The 24,753-nt window shown below is 39.5% G+C and carries 23 protein-coding genes and 1 other RNA gene; 14 read left to right on the top strand and 10 right to left on the bottom strand.

Going from position 1 to position 24,753, the window contains the following annotated elements:
- Nucleotides 1–78: 78 nt before the first annotated feature.
- From EL17_RS05965 to EL17_RS23425, 3 genes are all read left to right on the top strand, one after another.
- Nucleotides 79–1,017, top strand: coding sequence for a homoserine kinase (locus EL17_RS05965; RefSeq protein WP_035071418.1), 939 nt, complete (start codon nucleotides 79–81; stop codon nucleotides 1,015–1,017).
- A complete protein-coding gene (gene thrC / locus EL17_RS05960) occupies nucleotides 1,018–2,313 on the top strand; it encodes a threonine synthase (protein WP_035071415.1) in 1,296 nt (431 codons plus the stop codon). It begins immediately after the preceding gene.
- A 96-nt stretch (nucleotides 2,314–2,409) separates the two neighbouring features.
- Nucleotides 2,410–2,553 carry a hypothetical protein gene (locus EL17_RS23425; RefSeq protein ID WP_164674967.1) on the top strand — a complete coding sequence of 48 codons (144 nt, stop codon included), beginning with the start codon at nucleotides 2,410–2,412 and terminating at the stop codon, nucleotides 2,551–2,553.
- 824 nt (nucleotides 2,554–3,377) lie between these two features.
- On the opposite strand, the gene EL17_RS05955 is transcribed toward EL17_RS23425, so the two are convergent.
- Both EL17_RS05955 and rnpB read right to left on the bottom strand, forming a co-directional pair.
- Complete coding sequence (locus EL17_RS05955; RefSeq protein WP_035071412.1) at nucleotides 3,378–4,535, bottom strand: sigma-54-dependent transcriptional regulator; 1,158 nt, start codon at nucleotides 4,533–4,535, stop codon at nucleotides 3,378–3,380.
- Nucleotides 4,536–4,560: 25 nt separating this feature from the next.
- Nucleotides 4,561–4,963: RNase P RNA component class A (gene rnpB / locus EL17_RS22595), an RNA gene on the bottom strand.
- Between the two features lie 228 nt (nucleotides 4,964–5,191).
- Between rnpB and EL17_RS05950 the strand changes: the two genes are divergently transcribed.
- Both EL17_RS05950 and EL17_RS05940 read left to right on the top strand, forming a co-directional pair.
- Complete coding sequence (locus tag EL17_RS05950) at nucleotides 5,192–7,621, top strand: TonB-dependent receptor (protein ID WP_035071409.1); 2,430 nt, start codon at nucleotides 5,192–5,194, stop codon at nucleotides 7,619–7,621.
- A gap of 317 nt (nucleotides 7,622–7,938) precedes the next feature.
- A complete protein-coding gene (locus EL17_RS05940; RefSeq protein WP_035071403.1) occupies nucleotides 7,939–8,502 on the top strand; it encodes a DUF3109 family protein in 564 nt (187 codons plus the stop codon).
- A 36-nt stretch (nucleotides 8,503–8,538) separates the two neighbouring features.
- Here EL17_RS05940 and accC read toward each other — a convergent pair whose 3' ends face one another.
- From accC to EL17_RS05900, 8 genes are all read right to left on the bottom strand, one after another.
- Nucleotides 8,539–9,888, bottom strand: a complete 1,350-nt coding sequence (gene accC, locus EL17_RS05935) for an acetyl-CoA carboxylase biotin carboxylase subunit (protein WP_035071400.1) — start codon at nucleotides 9,886–9,888, stop codon at nucleotides 8,539–8,541.
- A 32-nt stretch (nucleotides 9,889–9,920) separates the two neighbouring features.
- Nucleotides 9,921–10,415 (bottom strand): acetyl-CoA carboxylase biotin carboxyl carrier protein, encoded by a 495-nt coding sequence (gene accB, locus EL17_RS05930; RefSeq protein WP_035071397.1) that lies wholly within the window; start codon nucleotides 10,413–10,415, stop codon nucleotides 9,921–9,923.
- Between the two features lie 86 nt (nucleotides 10,416–10,501).
- Entirely contained in the window at nucleotides 10,502–11,065 is a 564-nt protein-coding gene (gene efp / locus EL17_RS05925; RefSeq protein ID WP_035071394.1) for an elongation factor P, read from the bottom strand.
- 24 nt (nucleotides 11,066–11,089) lie between these two features.
- On the bottom strand, nucleotides 11,090–12,088 hold the full coding sequence (locus tag EL17_RS05920; RefSeq protein ID WP_035071391.1) for a beta-ketoacyl-ACP synthase III: 999 nt from the start codon (nucleotides 12,086–12,088) through the stop codon (nucleotides 11,090–11,092).
- 333 nt (nucleotides 12,089–12,421) lie between these two features.
- Complete coding sequence (gene rpmF, locus EL17_RS05915; RefSeq protein WP_035071388.1) at nucleotides 12,422–12,613, bottom strand: 50S ribosomal protein L32; 192 nt, start codon at nucleotides 12,611–12,613, stop codon at nucleotides 12,422–12,424.
- Nucleotides 12,614–12,631: 18 nt separating this feature from the next.
- Nucleotides 12,632–13,201 (bottom strand): YceD family protein, encoded by a 570-nt coding sequence (locus tag EL17_RS05910; protein WP_035071386.1) that lies wholly within the window; start codon nucleotides 13,199–13,201, stop codon nucleotides 12,632–12,634.
- Between the two features lie 71 nt (nucleotides 13,202–13,272).
- Nucleotides 13,273–14,295, bottom strand: a complete 1,023-nt coding sequence (gene pdxA, locus EL17_RS05905; protein WP_035071384.1) for a 4-hydroxythreonine-4-phosphate dehydrogenase PdxA — start codon at nucleotides 14,293–14,295, stop codon at nucleotides 13,273–13,275.
- Complete coding sequence (locus EL17_RS05900) at nucleotides 14,285–15,733, bottom strand: leucyl aminopeptidase family protein (RefSeq protein WP_035071382.1); 1,449 nt, start codon at nucleotides 15,731–15,733, stop codon at nucleotides 14,285–14,287. The genes pdxA and EL17_RS05900 overlap by 11 nt, the downstream gene beginning before the upstream one ends.
- Nucleotides 15,734–15,786: 53 nt before the next feature.
- Between EL17_RS05900 and rsmA the strand changes: the two genes are divergently transcribed.
- From rsmA to EL17_RS05855, 9 genes are all read left to right on the top strand, one after another.
- Nucleotides 15,787–16,569, top strand: a complete 783-nt coding sequence (rsmA, locus tag EL17_RS05895) for a 16S rRNA (adenine(1518)-N(6)/adenine(1519)-N(6))-dimethyltransferase RsmA (protein ID WP_035071380.1) — start codon at nucleotides 15,787–15,789, stop codon at nucleotides 16,567–16,569.
- Entirely contained in the window at nucleotides 16,557–17,924 is a 1,368-nt protein-coding gene (gene mgtE / locus EL17_RS05890) for a magnesium transporter (RefSeq protein ID WP_035071378.1), read from the top strand. Before rsmA ends, mgtE begins: the two co-directional genes overlap by 13 nt.
- 39 nt (nucleotides 17,925–17,963) lie before the next feature.
- The gene (locus EL17_RS05885; RefSeq protein ID WP_035071376.1) at nucleotides 17,964–18,890 is read left to right on the top strand and encodes a 2-hydroxyacid dehydrogenase; all 927 of its coding nucleotides are present in this window, start codon (nucleotides 17,964–17,966) and stop codon (nucleotides 18,888–18,890) included.
- A gap of 199 nt (nucleotides 18,891–19,089) precedes the next feature.
- Nucleotides 19,090–19,887, top strand: a complete 798-nt coding sequence (locus tag EL17_RS05880; RefSeq protein ID WP_051719826.1) for a hypothetical protein — start codon at nucleotides 19,090–19,092, stop codon at nucleotides 19,885–19,887.
- A 131-nt stretch (nucleotides 19,888–20,018) separates the two neighbouring features.
- Complete coding sequence (locus EL17_RS05875; RefSeq protein WP_035071374.1) at nucleotides 20,019–21,863, top strand: gamma-glutamyltransferase family protein; 1,845 nt, start codon at nucleotides 20,019–20,021, stop codon at nucleotides 21,861–21,863.
- Nucleotides 21,864–22,125: 262 nt separating this feature from the next.
- On the top strand, nucleotides 22,126–22,362 hold the full coding sequence (locus EL17_RS05870; protein ID WP_035071372.1) for a hypothetical protein: 237 nt from the start codon (nucleotides 22,126–22,128) through the stop codon (nucleotides 22,360–22,362).
- Nucleotides 22,347–22,640, top strand: a complete 294-nt coding sequence (locus EL17_RS05865) for a type II toxin-antitoxin system RelE/ParE family toxin (protein ID WP_035071370.1) — start codon at nucleotides 22,347–22,349, stop codon at nucleotides 22,638–22,640. The genes EL17_RS05870 and EL17_RS05865 overlap by 16 nt, the downstream gene beginning before the upstream one ends.
- An 820-nt stretch (nucleotides 22,641–23,460) precedes the next feature.
- Nucleotides 23,461–24,306 carry a GLPGLI family protein gene (locus tag EL17_RS05860; protein WP_035071368.1) on the top strand — a complete coding sequence of 282 codons (846 nt, stop codon included), beginning with the start codon at nucleotides 23,461–23,463 and terminating at the stop codon, nucleotides 24,304–24,306.
- Between the two features lie 138 nt (nucleotides 24,307–24,444).
- Entirely contained in the window at nucleotides 24,445–24,696 is a 252-nt protein-coding gene (locus tag EL17_RS05855) for a hypothetical protein (protein WP_035071366.1), read from the top strand.
- The last annotated feature ends 57 nt before the right edge of the window (nucleotides 24,697–24,753 follow it).

The following is a 24,753-nucleotide window of genomic DNA, read 5'->3' as shown; positions in this document are numbered from 1 at the left end:
GATAATATTCCCAGAGAGATTTTATCCCGACCTATGGTACGGGACAGGTTTTAACCTTTGATAAAAAAAAATAAACAGATGAAAGAGGTGACCGCATTTGCCCCAGCCACTGTAGCCAATGTTTCTTGTGGGTTTGATATTTTAGGTTTTGCTATAGACGAATTAGGAGACAGGGTTACGGTAAGGCATGCAGAAGAATCCCGTTTAAAGGTAACAAAAATCACTGGAGACGGCGGTAAACTTCCATATGAAGTCGAGAGAAATACCTGCACAGTAGCTGTCCAGGCTATGCTAAAAGCTCTAGGGTATACAGGTGGAATGGATATCAGCCTTGATAAAGGTCTACCTTTGGGCAGCGGTATGGGTTCCAGCGCAGCCAGTTCAGTAGCAGCGCTTATTGCTGCTAATAGGCTACTGAATGACCCGTTTACAAAGGATGATTTGCTACCTTTTGCTATGCTGGCAGAAAAGATAGCATGTGGGGCAGCCCATGCGGATAATGTAGCGCCATCACTTCTTGGTGGATTTGTTTTGATCAGAAGTTATCATCCCCTCGATGTCACTGCCCTCCATGTTCCCAAAGGCCTTCACTGTACCTTGATACATCCCCATATGGAGTTAAATACTGCAGATTCTCGGAGTGTCCTGCGTAAGCAGGTTTCATTACAGAACGCCACTATTCAGTCAGGGAATATAGCAGGTCTGGTGGCAGGCCTTTATCAGGAAAATATGGGTTTAATCAGTAGATCTCTTCAGGATGTGATCGCAGAACCTTCCAGGTCTGTACTTATTCCCGGGTATGAAGAGATCAAAGAGGCCATTAAAGAAGCCGGTGCATTAGGATGTGGGATTTCTGGATCAGGACCGACTATTTTCATTTTGTCACCTGATAGAGATATAGCTGCTGAGGTGAAAACCATTAGCCAGAAGGTTTTTGATAAAATAGGGTTAGATGTTGATTTATATGTTTCCGAGATAAATTCCAGGGGGGCATATGTCTTAAATGAAATTATTTAAATGAAATTTTACAGTACAAATAACATCCACATAACCGTAGATCTCCAAGAAGCTGTAATTAAAGGGCTGGCAGCAGATAAAGGACTGTATATGCCTGCCATAATACCTTCTTTACCGAGTGATTTTATTCATTCGATGGCTGATCTTACTTTTAATGAAATAGGCTATAAAGTTATCGGTAGTTTATTGGCTGATGATTTAAGTGATGAGCAAATTAAAGACTTGGTGGACCATACATTACATTTTGATGCACCTTTGGTGGAGGTAGGAAGAGGGATATATGCTTTGGAACTGTTTCATGGGCCAACGTTGGCTTTCAAAGATTTCGGGGCCAGGTTTTGTTCTAAATTGATGAGTTTTTTGCTTCAGGAAAAAAACGTAAAGGTTTTGGTAGCTACTTCCGGTGATACGGGCAGTGCTGTGGCCAATGGTTTTTACAATGTCAAAGGGGTGGAGGTAGTTATTCTTTATCCTAAAGGTAAAGTGAGCAGTCTTCAAGAAAAGCAATTTACTACTTTAGGGGGAAACATCACCGCTCTGGAAGTAGAAGGCAATTTTGATGATTGCCAGCGCCTGGTAAAGGAAGCTTTTGCCGACCGGGAATTAAATGATCAGATGCTACTGACTTCTGCCAATTCCATCAATATAGCCAGGTGGATTCCACAGTGTTTGTATTATTTTTATGCTTACTCTAGACTTCCTGACAAAAATAGAGCAATTGTCTTCTCAGTGCCCAGTGGTAATTTTGGTAATTTAGCAGCAGGGATATTAGCAGAGCGTATGGGGCTGCCGGTATCTTTTTTTGTGGCTGCTACAAATCTTAATAAAATAGTGCCAGATTATCTTGGGGGCTTTCCATATTCAGCAATGCCATCCGTGCAGACCATTAGCAATAGTATGGATGTAGGTAATCCCAGTAACTTTCCACGCTTATTGGCACTATACAGTCAGGATGAAGTATTGCTTAGGGACAGTGTCAAAGGATACTTTTATGATGACGAAACCACCAAAGATGTTATGAAAAAAGTTAAAGAAAACTTTGGGTATATTTTAGATCCTCATGGTGCTGTTGCATACTTAGGTTTAAAAGATTTTTTGAATGATAAAATAGGATATGCTGGGATATTTCTCGAAACAGCTCATCCGGGAAAATTTAAAGAAACTGTGGAAAAAAGTATCGGAGAAAACATAGTGCTTCCAGAAAGGTTGTCCGCGTTTATGAAAGGTGAAAAAAAGGTGATATCAATAGATAATAGTTATATGGCATTCAGAAATTGGCTAACAAATTTGTTGTGAGCTTTTATACATATGGTTCTTTCATTAAATTAATATAACTGTATTTGATTTTTTAGTTGTTGTTTTATATGGTTAAGTTTAATAAAAATAACTGATATGTACAGAAGGATTTTAATATTTGCTATGGCTATTATTAGTATGCCGCTGTTGGCCCAGGAGGAAGAAAAACCTGTGGTGTATGATTATGATAATACCAGGTATGGGATGGCTATTGATATTATCCCTGTTTTTTGGCGGTAATTTACCTAATTCTATGTTTTATCGTAATAACTACCTGGCTAAAGGAGGAAAGCAGAGAAGTTTTTGTTTAATTTTTTCGGCAATGAATTAAAGTAATCGTTTAGAGATAAATTTAGATGATTCTATTTTCACCAAAGAGGCAATATTGAACTATTTTTTGTCAGTAGGGAAAAAGTGGCAAAAGCCAGTATTACATATTTTATAGGGTACACGGGAGCGGATATTGGTGTAGGCCTATTTAGTCAGCGTTTTCATGATATATAAGGATCTAGTCCTGGTCCGGGAGTAACTGAGTCTTTAAGATTTCAGAGCTTAAATTATAATTTAACCTATTTTTGGGGTGTGAAGTAATACATTTTGCCTAGATTGTCAATATTTGCAGAAGTGGGGCTTGCTGCCAAATATTCGGATAATAGGACGTTTGAAAGAAAGAATTCTTTCAATGCCAGAAGTGAACGGATAGATTCCTTCAGTAATTTCAGCTTAAATTTGCTGCCACTTCGATCCTTGAGCGTCGCCTATCATTTTTAGATGCTAATTCGTTATCATACACCTCCATACCGATATGTCAAATTATTAGGTTGATAAAAGTAGTTAGAATTATCCAGTGCCATAGGCAGAATATATTAACAAATAAATTTTGTATTTGCCTGATAAATAAAGATCTTTGAGTTTTTGAAACTAAAATCAATATGAGAAGATTAACATTCGTGATTGTAGCATTGGGTCTTTTGACCTTGGGAGCTTGTGCTTCCAGCAGACCTTGCCCTGCTTATGCCCAGGGTGAAGTAGCCAAAGAAATTAAAGGATAAAAATATGCTGACCTAATAGTCAGCATATTTTTTTATGTCCTCAAGTGAAATAGTAGGTCCTCCAAGGATGACCAACCTTTCTACCACATTTCTCAATTCCCTAATATTTCCAGTCCAAGGGAATTCCTGAAGCTTTTGGATAGCCTTAGTATCCATTATTTTTTTGGCAGTACCATGTTCCTGGGCAATATCATCCAGAAATTTATCCACTAATAAAGGAATATCTTCTTTTCTATCTTTCAAAGAAGGTACCTGAATCAGGATCACGCTTAGTCTGTGATACAAATCTTCTCTGAAATTACCTTCCTCTATTTCTTTTCTAAGGTCTTTATTGGTAGCAGCTAATACACGTACATCTACTTTAATATCCTTATCACCACCTACACGTGTAATCTTATGCTCCTGAAGGGCACGCAGTACTTTGGCCTGAGCAGATAAGCTCATGTCGCCAATCTCGTCCAAAAACAATGTACCTTCATTGGCCTGTTCAAATTTACCCTGTCTTTGTTTATTGGCAGAAGTAAAGGATCCTTTTTCGTGGCCGAATAATTCGCTTTCGATCAATTCAGAGGGGATCGCAGCACAGTTTACTGCTATAAAAGGCGCCGATGCCCTGTTGCTTTTTTGATGTACCCAATGGGCTACCAGTTCCTTTCCTGTGCCGTTAGGTCCCGTGATCAGTACGCGGGCTTCTGTAGGGGCTACCTTTTCTATAGTCTCTTTTACAAATTTGATTTCAGGTGAAGAGCCTACCATATCAAGTTTTTTGGACAGCTTTTTCTTGAGTACCTTGGTTTCAGTGACCAGGTTTTTTTTCTCAAGCGCATTTCTTACTGTCAATAATAACCTGTTAAGATCCGGTGGTTTTGGTATAAAATCAAAAGCTCCCATCTTGGTGGCTTCTACCGCAGATTCTATAGATCCGTGGGCAGAGATCATGATGAATTGGGGCTGTTTTTCTAAATGCCGGGCTTTTTCTAGAACTTCTAACCCATCCATTTTAGGCATTTTAATATCACAAAGTATTAGATCGAAATCTTGGTTTTCAATCATTTTCAGACCTTCTTCTCCGTCCCCTGCTTCAAATATTTCATATTTTTCGTATTCCAGGATTTCCTTTAAGGTAGCGCGGATGACCCTTTCGTCATCTACAATAAGAATTTTAGGCATATTATGATGTTTTTATTATTATAAAAAAGAGTGCAAGCCTATAAGCCGGATTCTGTTACCGCACTGCAAACAGGCGGCAATTTGTCATTTATCTAGGCCTTACCTTACGATAAGGCTCTATCGATCTACCCACCCCGAGGTCCCGCAGAGCGGGAGCAGGACGAGCAACCCTTCACTCGGAGCCTATTTGATCTTTCAACCCATAAGGTTTGCCATGCAACAGCAGTCACCTGCTGCCCGGTGGGCTCTTACCCCACCTTTTCACCCTTACCCTTATATTGCTATAAAGGCGGTATATTCTCTGTGGCACTGTCTGTAGCCTTATACTTTGATATAAAACCCCTTCCCGTTAGGAAGTATGGTGCTCTATGTTGCCCGGACTTTCCTCCTTCCCGCTAAAACGGAACGGCGACAAATCGGCTTGCACCTTGCAAAGTAAACCATTTATAATGAATTTACATTTTTGGCATTCAAAAAAAACCGATCGCATACTATAAAGATCAACTTTTATTTAATAAACGGGTATGGATACTATATGAATTTGTAGAAGTAATAGATTATTTCTATGTAATATAGAGGCGCTTAGCTTGTATCCCTTTCCTACAGAGGATATATTTGCAATATTAATTAAAATTAATCTAAATAAAATTAGATCTATGAATCCTAGATTTATACTTATCCTAATTACTGCCATAATTTTAAATTTATATTTATCCGCTATAAGTATAGCATCAGCTGGTTCTGATAGGGATTTAGCCATCTCCGGAAGCGTAAAAAACGATAAAGGTAATCCTGTTCCATATGCCAATATAGCTATATTAGGTACTGTAAAGGGGGCATTTTCAAACTTGGATGGCACTTTTGAGATTTTTGATCTGAGTGACGGTAGGTATACCATAAAAGTGTCTGCAGTAGGTTTTAAAACCATCACCAGAGAAGTAGAGGTAGTAGATGGACGTATCAATGAAGTTGATTTTATTTTTACTGAAACCGATGTGGAAATGCCCGAAATCACTGTCATTTCCGGTAGAGATAGATTGTTCAGCAAAGTACCGGGATCCGTGGCATATATCGACCAAAAAGAGATACAGACCATAGCGCCTATCAGTGGGAATGAAGTGCTCAGAAGGACACCAGGCGTTCATGTAGTGGATGAAGAAGGGGTAGGGATGCGGGTCAATATTGGTATTAGGGGTTTAGACCCAGATAGGAGCCGATCCGTATTGGTAATGGAAGATGGTATCCCTGTAGCTTTGGCTCCATATGGAGAACCCGAAATGTATTATACCCCTACTATAGATAGAATGGCTGGTGTAGAGATATTAAAAGGATCTGGTCAGATTCTCTATGGCCCGCAGACCATAGGAGGTGTAGTAAACTATATCACCCGTAATCCTCCTGAGGAGGAAGAAGGAAGTGTGAGACTGCAAGGAGGCCAGGGCAGATTTTTTAGTGGAATGGTCAATTATGGTAATTCAGTAGGGAATACAGGTTTTCAAGTTAACCTTCTGAAAAAAAGGGCTGATAATGTGGGCCCCACCAATTTTGACATAACAGACTTCAATACGAAGTTCTTATTCAATATGGGTGAGAAATCTGAATTAGGTGTGAAGTTAGGGATCTATAATGAAGTATCAAACTCGACCTACATTGGTATAAATCAGATAATGTATGATCAAGGGGGTAGGGATTTCACTAGGCTTGCTCCCGATGACCAGCTAGATGTAAAACGATATTCTTTGAGCTTCAGCCATCTATACAGATTTAACAAGCACGTGAAGCTTCGGACTATTGCTTTTGGCAATAATACCATCAGGAACTGGAACAGGCAGGATTTTACCATTAACCCTACCAATACTCCTCCTACTAACTGGACAGGCGTACTATGGGGCGATGTAGAGGTGCCAGGAGGTGCTATTTTTATGAGAAATTCTACAGGTAACCGAAATAGGGAATTTGAGGTAGCGGGAATAGAGCCTAGATTGGAAATAAACCATAATTTCCTCCAAAGAAAAAACGAATTGGTAGTAGGAACCAGGTTCTTATATGAGCGAGCATTCGAGCAGCGTATCAATGGTACTAAAGCTGGTGTTCAAAGCGGTAACTTAGTCGAAGATGAGGTGCGTACTGGGCAGGCCGTAAGTGCATATGTTCAAAATAAGATGGATATATCAGATAAGTTTAATTTTAATGCAGGTGTAAGATTGGAAAATTTCAACTATGATAGGGGTATCAATAGGAGAAATTTTGACCAACTTGGCGTGAGGGATACCATATTGGTAGCTTCCAGTGTGGTAAGTGAAATTATACCAGGATTGGGCTTTAATTACCGTCCTATACAAAAAATTAATTTATTTGGCGGTATGCACAAAGGATTTGCACCACCGAGAACGAAGGATGCCATCACAGCACTTGGAGAGCCACTTGACCTTGAGGCTGAACAAAGTTGGAATTATGAACTGGGCTTTAGATCTGATCTGACTAAATGGTTATATTTAGAGTTTACAGGTTTCTATATGGATTTCAGTAATCAGGTCATTCCTGTCGCTGAATCTGCCGGTGGCATCGGATTTGGGTTAGTGAATGCAGGAGCTACACTTAATAGAGGCATAGAATCAGCAGTAGTAGTGGATTTTAGCCAAATACTTGGATTGAGCAATGCCCGAGTTACCTATGATGCCAATGTAACTTATGTAAAAGCTACCTATAATGAAGATAGGTTTATGGATGATGTTAACATCAAAGGATTCAATACTCCTTATGCTCCGGAATGGTTGTTTAATTCAGCATTCACTGTAGAAACAAATGGAGGATTGGGGGTAAGGCTTTCAGCTAACTACGTAGCTAGTCAATTTGGAGATGAATTGAATACTGTTTTGCCTTCCTCAGATGGCAGAGTAGGCGTTATTCCCAGCTACTTGGTTTTGGATGCAGTAGTAAGTTATAATATTCCAAAAATAAATTCTCGATTCAACTTGGCTATTAAAAATATTACAGACGAGCGATATATTGCTACCAGGAGACCACAGGGGATTAGGGTGGGACTTCCTAGGTTTATTACAGCTGGGTATGAATTTAGGTTTTAAATAATATGGTCAGCCTCTATGTGACAGGTTGGCTATATACATTTGATTATTAGATCAGGTGCTATGGCTATGGGATTTGACGAGTACCCTACCATTTGGTATAAAGATATTGCCGTTTTTTAAAGCCTATCTACTATATAAAATATAAATTATTAAAGTCCAATTTAGAAGCCTTTCCGAAAGGGGGGGCTTTTGTTTTTATTATGGAGGCAAGTAGACACTTTGAACCAACTATAGAGGCCAAGTAGTTTAATACATAAAGGCTGATGCTTATAGTGGATTCTTTTATACCTTTGTGATCTGTAAATAATGATATTATGATTTTAGTGGGAAATGCGGTCATCAGTGATGACATAAAAGAAAAGTTCTTTGTATGCGATCTTGAGAAGTGCAAGGGGGCATGTTGTGTAGAGGGTGATGCAGGTGCACCGCTGGAAGATCAGGAAACCGTAAGACTTGAAGAGATTTATCCCCAGATTAAAGATTATATTACACCAGAAGGCAGAAAAGTAATCGAAGCTCAGGGCACATGGGTTTTTGACCGGGATGGAGATAAAGTTACGCCTACTTTAGGGGATAATCAGGAATGTGCTTATGCATTATATGATGAAAAGGGAATCCTTAAATGCGGGATTGAGCAGGCATATTTAGATGGGAAGACTGATTTTAAAAAGCCCATGAGCTGCCATCTGTACCCCATAAGAGTTACGCGGTATGATGAATATGAGGCACTCAACTATGATAGATGGGACATCTGTGATCCTGCTTGTAGTTTAGGCAGTGCTTTGGGAGTGGAAGTATACAAATTTCTCAAAGATCCATTGATAAGAAAATATGGAGAAAGCTGGTATGAAGAATTAGTGAAGGAAATAGAAGGATAGAAAAAAAGCCGGTCAATGTTTTGACCGGCTTTTTCTTTATTTTTTGATTTTGGAAAAATCAAAATCTTCTAGGAATTTGGTAGTGAAATTACCAGCTTTAAAATTTTCATCTTCCAACAAGGCAATGTGAAATGGAATGGTAGTCTTGATACCATCTATTACAAATTCTTCCAGGGCACGTTTCATTCGTACTATTACCTCTTCTCTGGTCTGCCCACTTATGATCAGTTTGGCAATCATGGAATCATAGTTAGGTGGAATGACATACCCTGCATATACATGGCTATCGATACGTACTCCTTTACCACCCGGCAGGTGGAGGTTTATGATTTTACCAGGGCTGGGGCGGAATCCATTGGAAGGATCTTCAGCGTTGATCCTGCACTCCATAGCAAACAGCTTAGGATAGTAATTTTTTCCGCTGATTTTTTCTCCCGCTGCCACTTTGATCTGTTCTTTGATCAGGTCAAAATCTGTAACTTCTTCTGTAATCGGATGCTCTACTTGTATACGGGTGTTCATTTCCATGAAGTAGAAATTTCGGTGCTTATCGACTAAAAATTCTATAGTGCCTGCACCTTCATACCCAATGGCTTCTGCTCCTTTAATGGCAGCCTTACCCATCGCGTCTCTCAATTCATCTGTAATAAAAGGAGAAGGCGTTTCTTCTACTAATTTTTGATGTCTTCTTTGAATAGAACAGTCTCTTTCTGATAAATGACATGCTCTACCGTCACTGTCACCGATGATTTGAATTTCTATATGTCGGGGTTCTTCAATATATTTTTCCAGGTAGAGGGCATCATTGCCGAATGCAGCACCTGATTCCTGTCGGGCATCATCCCAGCCTTTTTTGAAATCGGCTTCTGTTTTGATGATTCGCATCCCTTTACCTCCTCCCCCGGCAGTGGCTTTGACAATGACAGGATAGCCCATTTCTGCTGCTATTTTTTTGCCGTCTTCAAGGGACTTAAGCAAACCCTTTGATCCAGGTACAGTCGGTACGCCAGCTTCTTCCATCGTAGCTTTGGCTGTAGCCTTATCACCCATTTTGTTGATCATTTCTGGGCTGGCGCCGATAAATTTAATTTTGTATTCCTCACAGATTTTGGAAAATTCCGCGTTTTCTGAAAGGAACCCATAGCCAGGATGTATGGCATCAGCATTGGTTATCTCCGCAGCTGCAATTATTCTGGGTATATTAAGGTATGAGTCACGGGAAGGAGCGGCACCTATACATACGGCCTCATCAGCGAATCTAACATGAAGACTGTCCTTATCAGCGGTTGAATATACCGCTACTGTCTTTATGCCCATCTCTTTACAGGTACGGATGACACGAAGTGCGATTTCTCCTCTATTGGCGATTAATATTTTTTTAAACACAGTATATATTTTAGCTTATACAAAGAAGAAACTTATCCAGCTGGATCTACTAGAAATAATGGTTGGTCATACTCTACCGGAGTAGCATTTTCTACCAGTACTTTTACTATTTTTCCAGAAACCTCAGATTCTATTTCATTGAAGAGTTTCATGGCTTCTATAATACAAACGGTTTCCCCTGCAGAGATGGTATCGCCTACACTTACGAAAGGATCAGCATCAGGATTTGATGTTCTGTAGAAAGTACCGATCATGGGGGATTTTACTTCTATTAGCTTTGAATGATCTTCTTTAGCTGGTTCAGATGGGGCAGCGGGCTGCTGGCCGGTTTCATCAGCTCCGACTGCAGGAGCCGGGCTGGATGACACAGCTGAAACTGGAGCCGGAGCCGTCTCCACTACTCTCACTTTTGCAGCTCCCGCATCTTTTTTGATAGAAAGTTTAAATTCATCGGTTTCAATTTTAACTTCAGCCAAACCTGATTTTGCAATGAAATCTATTAATTCTTGAATTTCTTGTGCTTTCATAATTTTATATGTTTAGGAAACCTATATGTATTCTAAGGCTTCATTAGTATTAAAATAGATAAGTCATATGTTTATATGACCGTATTTTATTTTACTCTCTCGGAATAAGAACCATCGCGGGTATCCACTTTGATCATAATATCCTGATCTACAAATAGGGGGACCATTACAGTAGCTCCAGTTTCTACAGTAGCAGGTTTTAAGGCGTTTGTAGCAGTATCACCCTTGATGCCAGGTTCGGTATAAGTGATCATCAGTTCCACGAATGGAGGCAATTCTACTCCTAATACCGTTTCATTTTCTGCATGTACGAGTACATCTACCAATTGACCTTCTTTCATAAGGTCAGCTCTATTGATGAGTTTTTCTTCAATGGGTATCTGTTCAAAAGATTCTGTGTCCATGAAATGGTGTCCCATGTCATCGGCATATAGAAACTGATGCTGTCTTTTTTCTACCCTAGCGGTAGTTACCTTTTCTCCGGCATTGAATGTTTTGTCCAATACTTTTCCTGTAGTCAGGCTCTTTAGCTTTGTCCTTACAAAAGCGGCGCCTTTTCCAGGCTTGACATGCTGGAACTCGGTTATCGCAAAGATATCATGGTTAAATTCCAGACATAGGCCATTTTTAAAATCTGCAGTACTTGCCATTTATTTGATTTAGTTGATTGCTATTTATTTTGGGTCATACCCCCATTTCAGGTAGATGGATCCCCAGGTAAATCCACCCCCAAAGGCGGCGAGAATAATATTGTCACCTTTTTTAAGCTGAGACTCGTAATCCCAAAGGCAGAGTGGTAGGGTACCTGCTGTAGTATTGCCGTATTTCTCTATATTTAGCATTACTTTTTCAGGGCCGACTCCCATTCTGTTGGCAGTGGCATCTATGATACGTTTGTTGGCTTGGTGAGGCACCAGCCAATCCACATCCTCAGATGAAAGGTTGTTTTTGGCCATAATGCGTGCACTTACTTCAGCCATATTGGTAACAGCAAATTTAAAAACAGTAGAACCTTCTTGATAAGCATAATGTTCTCTGGCGGCCAAGGTTTCCAAAGTTGCCGGACGGGCACTACCCCCCGCTTTCATATGAAGATAAGGTGCTCCAGACCCATCAGCATGTAGCATCGAATCCATTACTCCCAGTTCTTCAGTAGTCGGCTCTAAAAGGACAGCCCCTCCACCATCTCCAAAAATGATACAGGTGGACCTATCTGTATAATCCACAATAGCAGACATTTTATCGGCGCCTACTATGATTACTTTTCTGTATTTGCCTGTTTCTATAAATTGACTTCCTATGCTCAATGCATATAGAAATCCGGAACAGGCGGCAGATATGTCAAAGCTAAAGCTGTTTATAGCGCCAACCTTGTCCGCTATAAGGTTGGCTGTAGCTGGGAATACCATGTCTGGTGTTACTGTGGCGCAGATGATCAGATCTATATCTTTAGCATCCGTTCCTGTTTTTTCCAGGAGCCCCTTTACTGCTCCTGCACCTATGACAGAGGTACCCTGGTTTTCACCTTTTAAGATTCTTCTTTCTTTTATTCCGGTCCGGCTGGTGATCCACTCATCATTGGTGTCCACCATTGTTTCCAGTTCCTTATTAGTGAGTATATAGTCAGGCACCCAACCATGTACTCCTGTTATTACAGCTCTAGTTTTTTCCATTAAAATTATATTTGGGCTAAAGTCCCAAAGGTATCTGGTCAATTAATATAATAGGATACCTCCAGACTTTATCCTTTAAACTCGAATTAGTATCGATTTTTGTGGATTTATGATAAAGATACGAAATTTATTGGCCTTCAAAATTATTTAAAATGTCCTACTCCACCAAAGTTTTTGACTATTAGAATTTTCAAAAGCAGAAGATTAAATAAAATTGCCAGAAATACGGTCATTATGAGAACATACATCAATGGATCGGCGCGCTCTTTAAACACAAAAAAAAATCCATTTGGGCATGCCAAATGGATTTCAAAACACGAATGTTTATGGATGTTATGCTAAAACTTCCTTTTCTATGATAACCTGACCTTTATGGTACAGTTTACCGTCAAGCCAGTAAGCTCTGTGAGGTAAGTGGAATTCTCCTGTAGTAGGACATTGAGCAAGTCCTGGAGCCGTCAACTTATAGTGCGTTCTTCTCTTGTCTCTTCTGGTTTTCGAAATTTTTCGTTTAGGATGTGCCATCTCTATGCAATTTTTAGATTAGTCTTTTTTCTTTAAGTTTTTTAACGCTTCCCATCTGGGATCCGTTTTGTCTTCTGTGTCAGTATCCGGCTCGTCTGATGACTCCTCTTCTTCCTGATCCCCAGACCTATATACTACTTCGCCTTCTGCATCAAAATCATCTTCATCCATTTCATCTCTGTAATCTGGATGGATTTTTTTGGCAGGAACGGCCAGTATTATAAATTCATATATCAACTGCGCCACGTTAATAGAAGGGGTATCTCTGGTAATCATGATGATATCCTCATCTATCTCCACCTCTTCGGGGCCATATTTATAGAGAATCTTCTGTTCCGTGCTTAATTCCTGATCGTATAGCTCTAAGCTTCTATCGCACGTCAGTTCTACCTTCCCTTTTATATCAAATAAAGCATTTATTAAATTAGCCTCTTTTGAAAGGTGTAAATCTACTTTTAGATTACCCTTATTTACTATATGGTTATCTTCAAAATTAGTTAAGAAAGCATCATCAATATCAAAACTGAATTCATGCTTTCCTTCTTTAAGTTTAATGACTTCTATATCGTAAGCTCTAAAGAATTTCACGCTTCCTCCTTATTTAAGACCGCAAATTTAGTGAACTATTTTAGAATAATAAAATCTAGGGACATTTAATTTTAATCTTCTTCCTCCCAATGCTCTGATTTTTTGATTATATCATAGGCCTGAAATATAGCTGCACGCATTGACCCGGGCTCAGCTATGTTTTTTCCTGCTATATTATATGCGGTACCATGATCGGGGGAAGTCCTGATAAAGGGGAGTCCGGCAGTGAAATTTACACCTGATTCAAAAGAAACTGCCTTAAAAGGGATCAGCCCCTGGTCATGGTACATCGCCAGTATGCCATCGAATTTTTTCTGATGCATCATGCCAAAGAAACCATCTGAAGCATAGGGTCCAAAGACCATTTCCCCCCTGTCCTTAAATGCTCTGATCACCGGGCTGATGATTTCTTGCTCCTCAGATCCCAGAAGTCCATCTTCACCCGCATGCGGATTTAATCCAAGTACGGCTATTTTTGGTTTAAGTATGCCAAAATCAGTTTCTAGAGATTTTAACATGATGGTTAACTTTTCTTTAATTCGTTCCTGAGTGATATTATGGACGACTTCTCTTAGTGGCACATGTCCGGATACTAACCCCACCCTCATGTCTTCCGACACCAAAAACATCATGCTCTTTTGTGATCCAAAAGCTGCTGTCAAATATTCTGTATGCCCTACAAATTTTAATTCCTCACTGTTTATATTGTTTTTATTCAATGGTGCAGTGACCAGTGCATTGATTTTTTGCTCCTTTAGATCACTGATGGCTAAATTTAGTGCCGCCAGTGCCATTTTTCCGGCTTCTCTTGTTTCTACCCCGGGAATAACTTCGGGACATTCGTCCACCACGTTGATGACATTTATTTTTTTGTGGTGTACATCATCTATGGATTTTATCTGCATGAAATTAAATTCATCCAAGTTGAGGTGCCTCTTGTAAAAAGTGAGCGCTTTTCCATGAGCGTAGATGACAGGAGTGACCAGTTTTGCCAGCCGACCATCTAGAAGTGCCTTCATGGTTACCTCAGCACTTATACCATTAATATCGCCTATTGAAATGCCAATTACTGGCTTGTTTTTTTTAATGTTCATCATGTTGTTTTGAAATATTGCATAAAAACTGGGTAAGTAACCTCACCCCAAATCCGCTGCCTCCAGCGGTCCGGTAATTTTCTCCGGATTTAGAATAAGCAGGACCTGCTATGTCCAGATGGATCCAGTCAAAATCCACAAAATGCTGTAGAAATTTACCTGCAGTAATCGCTCCACCAGTAGATCCGCCTAAGTTAGTGATATCTGCGATAGTAGACTTCAATTGATCATCGTATTCTTCCCAGAGAGGAAATTCTACCAACCTTTCAAATACTTCCTGACCTGCTTGTTTTAAGTTTTGTTTCTGTTCATCATTGGCATTTCCCATCATGACCGCCCCTTCTTTGCCTATAGCTGCAGCTGCTGACCCTGTAAGGGTAGCTACATCAATGACCAGATGTGGGTCATATTTTTTAGCGAACAAAAGGGCATCGGCCAATATTAACCTACCTTCTGCATCTGTGTTTAGGATTTCAACTGATTTGCCATTTGGATAAGTAATGACATCTCCTGGTGTAATGGCATTATAGCCAGGCCGGTTGTCTGTAGCGGGTATTAGCCCAATGATTTCTATGGGTAAAGCTAATTTTGCTGCAGCACAGATAGCGCCTATGACAGCAGCTGCACCAGCCATATCGCTTTTCATCATATCCATGGAGTTGGCGGTGGGTTTTAAGCTAAGACCGCCTGTATCATAAACCACACCTTTGCCCACCAGTACTATGGGGCGTTCGGTAGTAGGCACTTTAGGTTTATGATGCAGCGTATTAAATGTAGGAGGTAGCTCACTGCCTGCATTAACGGCCAAAAGTCCTTCCATTTTTAAAGACGCTATCTGTGTTTCATCATAACTTTCCGTAGCAAAACCGTATTTGATTCCCAATTTTTTTATTTCTTCGCTGAGCTGCAGCGCAGTAAGAAATATAGTAGGTTCATTTACAAGTGTACGTGCTTCATAGGTAGCATTAATTTTATGTTCCAGTTCCAGAAGACTGGTTTCCCTCACCTTTGTACTGATCACTTCTAAAGTTGGTGGGGTGTTTTTTTTATCTGATCTGTATTTCTGAAATGAGTAAGATGCCAGCATGAGCCCCTCTATGAATGCCAGAAGCAAGTGGACGGCTTCACCATTGTATAGAACAGCAGGGATGTCCGTATCCTTTAAGAAAGACCATACACCAGATCCTGCTTTTCTGGCATATTCCAATTTATAGCTTTCTTCTGAATGGTCTTTTTGTTTGATGATCAATAGACGCTGGGCATCATTGCTGAGCCATACCTGGTCCATGTTTTTTTCGTAGAGCTTCAGAGAAACGAAAGTTTTATCTTTTAAATTAAGTGATAGTGTATCAATTTCATCTTTGCTGGAGATAAAAATCACCCCCTCCTTCAAGTGATTATTTTCTGGAGAGTTTTTTAAAGTTATGGCAGTTAACATATATTATCTTAATTTTGATCTGCAATTTATAATAATTTTATCATAGAACTAAGATGGACAAAGTCAAACCTAAAAAGCACCTGGGGCAACATTTTCTTACCGACCTTGGGATAGCAGAAAAAATAGCAAAGGCGCTGACAGGTCATCGAGGTGTAAACCAGGTATTGGAAATAGGCCCGGGGATGGGCGTCCTTACTGATTATCTGCTAAAGGGAACCTGGGACCTGTATCTGGTAGATATAGATGCTGAATCTATTGCCTATCTTCACCAAAAATATCCGGCACTTTCGGAAAAAATTATAGAGGCGGATTTTTTAAACCATGATTTTGGAAAGATAATTGAAGGGAATTATGCCATCGCCGGTAATTTTCCTTACAATATTTCATCCCAGATATTTTTCAAAGTACTGCAGGATAGGAATAAAGTCATGGAAGTGGTCTGCATGCTACAAAAAGAGGTGGCAGAGCGACTCGCTTCTCCAAAAGGCAATAAAACATATGGTATACTTAGTGTGATGCTTCAGGCATTTTATGATATAGAATATCTGTTTACCGTGCCTCCAGGTGTATTTAATCCCCCGCCTAAAGTCAATAGCGGCGTCATCCGTCTCACAAGAAATGAGGTAGACAAGCTGAATTGCGATGAAAAACTGTTTTTCAGGGTTATTAAGCAGGGGTTTAGTACTAGAAGAAAAACACTAAGGAACGCTCTGAAATCTATGGGTCTATCTGAAGAACTAAAAAACGATCCTGTTTTTGATGAAAGAGCCGAGCAGCTAGGCGTCGAGGAATTTATAAATTTAACGAATAAAATACAGGAGTCTTGGAACAAATAAGAATTTTTGAACTCTCAAAGGAGTACCTTGAAAACCTGCGTGAGGCTATCTCTACAGAAGATAAAGGGTTCATAAAAGATTCGATGGAAGGCGCCAATGAGGCAGATGTAGCATCACTTCTAAACGAACTGGACCAGGATGAGGCACTCTATGTATTGAGGGCATTGGATCAGGAGCTTGCTGCTGATATTTTGATAGAGCTGGATGAGGATGATCAGTTTAAGATCATTTCCCATATGGAGCATCATGAGCTGGCTGGATTGGTGGACAGAATGGATTCAGATGACGCTGCTGATTTACTTAATCAGTTGACAGTAAATGAGCGTGAGGATGTCATCAGTCATCTTCAGGAAAAAGAGAAGTCGGCCCATATTCTCGACCTGCTCCGCTATGATGAGGACAGTGCCGGAGGTCTTATGGCCAAGGAATTTATCAGAGCCAATAAAAACTGGACAGTAGTCCAAACCATCAATGAAATCCGTCGCCAGGCTGAAAATGTAGAAAAAATATATTCCATTTATGTAGTGGATAATAAAGAAAGGCTTCAGGGAAGGGTTTCCTTAAAGAAGATGATCCTGGCAGCTGCAGAAACCAAAATAGCAGATATTTGCGATGATGATGTCATTTCTGTCCCTACCTATATGGATCAGGAAGAAGTGGCAGAAATCATGCGCCGCTATGACCTCGAATCAGTACCGGTAGTCAATGTCAAAAATAAACTTGTAGGAAGAATTACGGTGGATGATATCCTGGATGTGTTACGTGAGCAGTCAGAAGAAGATATTCAGGCCATGACGGGTATAGCTGGGGACGTAGAAGAATCTGACAGCGTATTCCGGATCTCCAAAGCGCGGCTTCCTTGGTTATTGATCGGAGTGGTAGGGGGGTTGATGGGATCACAGATCATTGATTTTTTTGAAGAAGGACTTCAGGCATACGTGGCACTAGCGGCTTTTATACCACTGGTAGCTGCCACAGGTGGTAATGTAGGCATACAGTCATCTTCTTTGGTGGTGCAGACGCTTGCTGCCAAATCTGTCTTTGCAGACACTCCTTGGCAAAGGTTTATCAAGGGGTTTCTCATTGCCATTATTAATGGTATTGTATTGGGTGTTTTCGTATTCTTGGTAATAGCTTTTATATTTAGATATGAACATATTTTAGGCATTACCATTGGGTTTTCGATGTTTTGTGTGGTACTGATGGCATCTTTTATGGGGACCATAACCCCATTGATTTTAAACAGGATGGGGGTGAACCCAGCAGTTGCCTCTGGTCCTTTTATCACTACCGCAAATGACCTTTTGGGCCTGGCTATTTATTTTGGTATAGCGGTTTGGTTTTTGGGTTTGTAGCATTTTTGGGCAAAAAATAATATTTGATCATTAAGAAATATGAAAATTCTGATTATAGATGAAATGCATGAGAGCATTGTACCACTTTTAGAACAGAGGGAGCATGAGGTGCATTATCGTCCTGAGATAGAGAAAAAAGAGATTGTAGATATAGTTGGTAATTATGAGGGGCTTATCATCCGGTCGAAGATACCCATGGACAGGGCGCTTTTGGAGAAGGCCGTACAGCTCAAATTTATAGGAAGGGCCGGAGCAGGTCTGGATAATATTGATCTTGAATATTTGGAAGAAAAAGGCATACAGCTGTTCCATGCTCCGGAAGGAAACCGTGATGCAGTGGGTGAACATGCCCTGGGGATGCTTTTGGCATTGTTTAACCATTTTTGCAGAGCCGATCAGCAGGTTCGAAAGGGGATCTGGAATAGAGAGGAAAACAGGGGGGAGGAGTTATCAGGAAAAACGGTGGGAATCATAGGATATGGAAACATGGGCCAGGCATTTGCTAAGCGTTTAAGTGGTTTTGATGTGAATGTATTGGCCTATGATAAATATAGATCAGGATATGATGATGCATATGCCAAAGCATCTTCTTGGGAAGAGATCTTCCAACAAGCTGATATATTAAGTCTCCATGTACCTCTCACACCCGAAACTAGGGGGTTTTTGGATATAAATCTTTTGTCAAAATTTGAAAAGCAGATTTATTTTATCAATACTTCCAGAGGAGAGGTAGTCTCATTTGATACGTTAAATGAGGCGTTGCAGCAAAATATTATTAAAGGTGCGGTACTTGATGTACTGGAAAATGAAAAGTTCAGCAAAATGACCCAGGCACAGCAACTTTCGTTTGATAGACTCTCCAAAAGAAAAAATGTACTTTTTACTCCTCATGTAGCCGGATGGACGTTCCAGTCTTATGAAAAAATCAATAAAATACTGGTAGATAAGATCAGCATGATGCAATAAAAGAATAAGTTTAAAAAGTTGGACCAAGAGGAATTGATTTTCATATTGGCCATATTAATATATTTTTTAAGAGGTTCTCATTTAAAACCCGAAAACATAAGTTTTATCTAGTTTTTTCTTGGGAGAATATTTTTTTTTGATCCTCAAAGAATGGATTTACCGACAATAAAAAGTATATTGAAAAGTAAATCAATAGTTTATGGCTGTCCCAAAATTTTTTTTACTGTTATGTCTAATCATTTATAGCCGTATAGGATCCCTATATCCGGTAAATGCGCAGACAGCGTCACTACAGAAAACAATCCGTGCCACCAATATTCAACATACCATGACCACTCGTCCTGATCTTCGGGGAGGAAATATGATCTTCGGCATACCGGATGCACCCAATCATTTGGTGGGAAACTACTATCTGGATAATAAATGGAACATGGCTTCCCTCATGCTTTATAAAAATGAAGAAATTCTACTGGACCAGTGGGTTAGGTATAATATAGCCAGTAATTACTTTGAGATCCTTTCCCAAAAAGATGGTACGGTAAAAACCATCCCTGGACTAAGGGTTCATAATCTGGTATGGGTAGATTCTCTGCACCGGGTGCCCCGGTATTTTATCAATGGTATGGATTTAAAAGAAATAGGAGCCCCCGTAACCGGGTTTTATGAAGTTTTGGTGGACGGTGAATTAAGCCTTTTGAGACGTACCATAGCTACCGTCAAAAAATCTAATTACAACACTGCTCTGATGATTGGTAATAAAAATGATGAAATCAAAAAGCGTGATGTTTATTATTATATCCAAAACGATCAGGTTATTGAAGTGCCCCGAAATCATAAGAAGCTGATTCAGCTTTTTGAGGAAGATAAACAGAAACAACTGGCACGGTATATCAAAGAGAATAATCCTAATAAGAAAGAAGTCAGTGGATTGTACAGGGTTTTTAGTTATTATAATAGCCTATTTGAAAATGCTGACCCAATACCACAGATAGATTGACCTCATGTAGGATATCTTGATGAGTTTTGATTCGTGGCGGATAACCATTTGTAAAATTTTAAGGCCACTTTTCTGCTACATGTGCTATATTACTGCTTTGATATGTAATCTATTATCCTGTTTTCCCTATTATGAAAAGAATTCTTACCCTTATCGTCACATTTAGCTGTTTTAATCTTTTTGCTCAGACCACCCAAAAGCCTGTCATTCACGGGAAAAACTGGATGGCCATCACCGGGAAGCCTTTAGCAGCCACTGCTGGTGCCATGACTTTCCAGAAAGGGGGGAATGCCGTGGATGCTGCATGTGCTATGCTGGCCGCTACCTGTACTATGTGGGATGTGCTCAGCTGGGGTGGGGAGACGCAGGCACTGATTTATCATCCGCAACAGAAGAAAGTGTTTGCAATCAATGCTATGGGGGTGGCACCATCAGGGGCTACAGTGGATTTTTATAAAGGAAACGGTATGGAGTACCCACCGGAATTCGGCCCATTGGCTGCTACTACCCCTGGGACTTTCGGGGGGATCATCACCATGCTGGCGGAGTACGGCACCATGAGCCTTAAGGATGTACTGGCACCTGCCATCGAGATGGCCAAAGGTTATCCGATTGAAGCCCAAACGGCAAACCAGATCGAAAGCAATAAGGATAAAATTAAAGAATGGCCTTATTCCAAAGCGGTTTTTCTTCCCCATCAGGGTGAAGAAAGAGAAGCTCCTAGTGCAGGCGAACTGTTTGTGCAAGAGGATCTTTACCAGACCCTACAAAAGCTTGTAGATACCGAACAAGAAGCATTAAAGGCCGGGAAGAGTAGAAAAGAAGCCCTGCAGCTAGCCTATGACCGATTCTATACAGGAGATATAGCTGAAGAGATCGTAAGAAGTGTAAAAGAGCAGGGCGGATTATTCGAATTGCAGGACCTGGCGGACTGGCAGGTGAAAATCGAACAGCCCACACAGGTCAACTACAAGGGAATAGATGTTTACAAGATGCAGGAGTGGACACAGGGACCGGCACTTTTGCAGTCACTGAATATCCTGGAGAATTTTGATCTCAAGGCGATGGGTTATAACTCTGCCAACTATATCAACACGATCTATCAGGCAATGAGTTTGGCCTTTGCTGACCGGGATTTCTACTATGGTGACCCTGCCTTTCAGCCACAGAGTCCCATGCAGGGATTGCTTTCCAAAGAATATGCCCGTGAAAGGGCTAAGCTGATAAGAGAGAATAAAAATGTGGCCGACATAGGGCCCGGTGATCCCTATCCCTTCCAGGGAGGTACCAATCCCTTTAAGCACTTGCTGGAAAAGCGGGAAAATATCCTTAGCTATTACGAACCGGAAAAACCCATATTAGGATTGGATGATCCTTTCCTACAGGAATTTTTACTGGGCACCACCACCGTACAGGCTGCTGATGCCGAGGGCTGGGTAGTATCCATTACGCCAAGTGGAGGCTGGGTACCAGCTGTGATCGCCGGTAATACCGGTATCGGTCTAAGCCAGCGGATGCAGAGCTTTGTGCTGGACGAAAAGCTTAATCCCTTCAATGTCCTTGAGCCGGGCAAAAGACCAAGAGTAACCCTCACCCCAAGCATGGCCCTGAAAGATGGCAGGCCGTTCCTATCTTTTGCCGTACAGGGAGGAGATACCCAGGACCAGAACCTGCTCCAATTTTTTCTGAATGTGGTGGAGTTTGACATGAACGTACAGCAGGCCGCCGAAGCTGCCAATATCAACAGCTACCAGATGCAGTCCTCCTTTGGAGCCCACGAAAGTAAGCCGGGAGCCATCACCCTACAGGAAAACACCCCGCCATGGGTAAGGGCAGACCTAAAGAAAAGAGGCTACAAGATGGACTTTCAGGAAAGAACTTCTGGTCCTATCAATGCCATCTGGTTTGACTGGAAGCATGGCACTTTCTGGGGCGGGAGCAGCAATCACGGGGAGGATTACGGGATTGGGTGGTGATTTTAAAACTTCATCATTCAGCGTTCATTATTAGGACTTCTTTTTATTTAAAGTATTTAATATCGAATTCCGAATGATGAATTTTCGAAAAATGAAGTAAAAAAAAATAATGTATTTAGCCATTATAAGGTCAAATAGGAACTTTGTTTTAAAGATTCATACAGTATAGTTTTCAAAATTTACAAAATCAAAAAAAAGGTAACCACAAAACATATTCTCCGTTTTTATAGCAAGAGAGATTCATCAATATAAATTAATAATTATGTCAGCATCAGCATTAAAAAATCGGATTATAGAAAAGGTCTCGTCTATTACAGATGAAACTATTTTAGAAGAGATAGAAAGATTCGTAAATCATGAATCTGACACGGAAGAGAAATATAAATTTACTCCCTTAGAAAGGCAAGCCATAAATAAAGGTTTAGAGGATATAAAAATGGGGGAAGTATATACATCTGAAGAAGCCGCTCAAATGATGAAAGAATGGCTAAAGAAGTAAGATGGACAAAGGTTTCCATTGTTGATCGATTTGATATTTATAATTATTGGATAGAGAGGACTAAAAGTGAAGAATTTAGTATTAAACTAGATTTGCTTTTTGTTCAGGCTGCTAGTCTTATATCAGATTTCCCGGAAATAGGAATGGAGTCAGAGGTACCCGGTATTAGGATAAAAATTGTCAAAAACTATAAAATTTTTTATTTAAACAACGAAGATAATATTCAAATCCTCAGAGTGTGGGATGCTAAGCAAGACCCTAAAAGATTAATATTTTAGATTTTTTTCTAATTTTATAGACCAAATATTTAACAATTTGGTATTGCCATCTGATTTAACTGGAAGCGCGGCACTTTCTGGGGTGGCAGTAGTAACCACGGGGAGGAATATGGGATTGGGTGGTAGTTTTTTTAACTTCATCATTCATCATCCTACATTCTAAATTCGGACTTCTTTTAACGTGGATGATTTAATATCGAATTCCGAATGATGAATTTCGAAGTGGGTTCCGTCAATAATTTCATCATTTAAGGATTAAAGTATTCGTTATTACACAATAGAAAGAATAACATTAATATCACACAACTATCTCAACATCAGGCCTTAAAACAATGAATATAGAGAAAATATCAGTCATAACTGATGAATCCATTTTAAAGGAGATTTCAAAATTGAAGGTGAATAATGGAAGCTATCTACAAGTTAAATCCATAAGAAAGGGAAGCAGTGGAAAAAGTACTAGAGGATGTTTAAGATGGAAAGGTATATACATCAGAAGAAGCCGATAATATGATTCAAAAATGGCTAAACTGATAAAATGAACTAAATCTAGAAGATGTTGCTAGCAAATAATTTATTTTGCATTTAATAAAGCCCAAGATGTATAGTAACTAATTCATAATCAAGAGATATTATTTTCAAACTATTTTTTCAAAATATATAACTAATTTCTTGATTCTTCCTTTCTTTCTTTCTTTCTTGATCAAGCATTAGATGCAGATGCAGTCTTCTGTCCTTGATTAAATTAAGGTATTAACTAATTCAACTGCATGCTGTTAACAATTAACTTTCAGCATGCAGTTTTGACATTTATAAAATTATGAAAATTATACTTTCCTTAAGTCTTATTTTATGCATTTCTTTTACTTTTCCTTCTAATGAAGAGGGTTCAGACTATGCCTTTTATTATGAAGTCGAATTTTCTGCTGATTCATTAAACCCCGAAGATAAAAGTAAGGATTTGATGGTGCTTTTTACTGTAAATGGTAAATCCAGGTATCAGAGTTATTATGGGTTTCAACGTGATTCTTTGACAGAAATAGCTAAAGCACAGCGAATGGATGTTAATGAAGTTATTCCTTTTGTTAATCAAATTCAAAAGCCCCAATTTTCTTATGTAATTATCAAAGACTGGAATAAGGACAGATACAAATATGTAGACCGGGTCTACCCTGATTATTTGATTTTTGAGGATCAATTGGCAAAGATAGAATGGACGATAAAAAATGAATTTGACGAGCATATGGGATTCAAAACTCAAAAAGCAATTACTTCTTATGGAGGACGGGATTATGAAGCCTGGTTTGCAGAGGAAATTCCTATTAACGATGGTCCTTATATTTTTGGAAATCTTCCAGGCTTGATTGTTAAATTAAGAGATACCCGTAATCATTATAATTTTAAATTTACCAAGGTAGAAAAAAAGTCAGTAAATGTGGACTATGTTACGCACAGAAAAACCATCACTACCACAAAATCACAATTTCATAAGGCCCAGCATGATTTTAATGCTAACGTAGTGGGGCGGATGGCAATGGGCGGAGTGACTTTAAATGATAAAAGTCAGGCTAAGGATGTGCAGGAACGATATAACAAGAAAAACAACCAATTGGAGTTGGATGTGCTTTGTGAAGTAATTTGTAATATACCTTATAATAGTTATTGACAAATACTCTCACGATATCTCATAACCGGTTCATTACGAAGGGTTACTTGTTTTTAAACTATTTATTAAAATATTTAACTAATTCCTTGCTTCTTTCTTTCTTTCTTTCTTTCTTTCTTTCTTGTAATAAGATAATTGATGGCCATTATTATTCATTTTATTTATTTTAACTTAACCAATAAAAAAATGAAAAGGAAATTTGCTTTAACATTATGTTTTGCTTTTGTAGGAGCTACTTATGGATTCTCTTCTTCAAATATACAAGAAGAGGATTTTGAGGGATGTGTAACAGCATCAGCCTGTGATATTACAGTAGTGGTATGTGGAGATACTTTAGATGAATTAAATGATCAGCATTCTGATTGGGAAGAAATTTTGGGATGTTCTTAAAAGATAGATTACAATGCAATGTAAGGAAGGCTAACCGTGGTTTAGCCTTCCTTATTT

Origin of the sequence: Anditalea andensis (assembly GCF_000714815.1) — a bacterium.
Lineage (GTDB): Bacteria > Bacteroidota > Bacteroidia > Cytophagales > Cyclobacteriaceae > Anditalea > Anditalea andensis.
The sequence above is the reverse complement of the archived record's forward strand: the minus strand, read 5'-3'. Positions and strand labels throughout refer to the sequence as shown.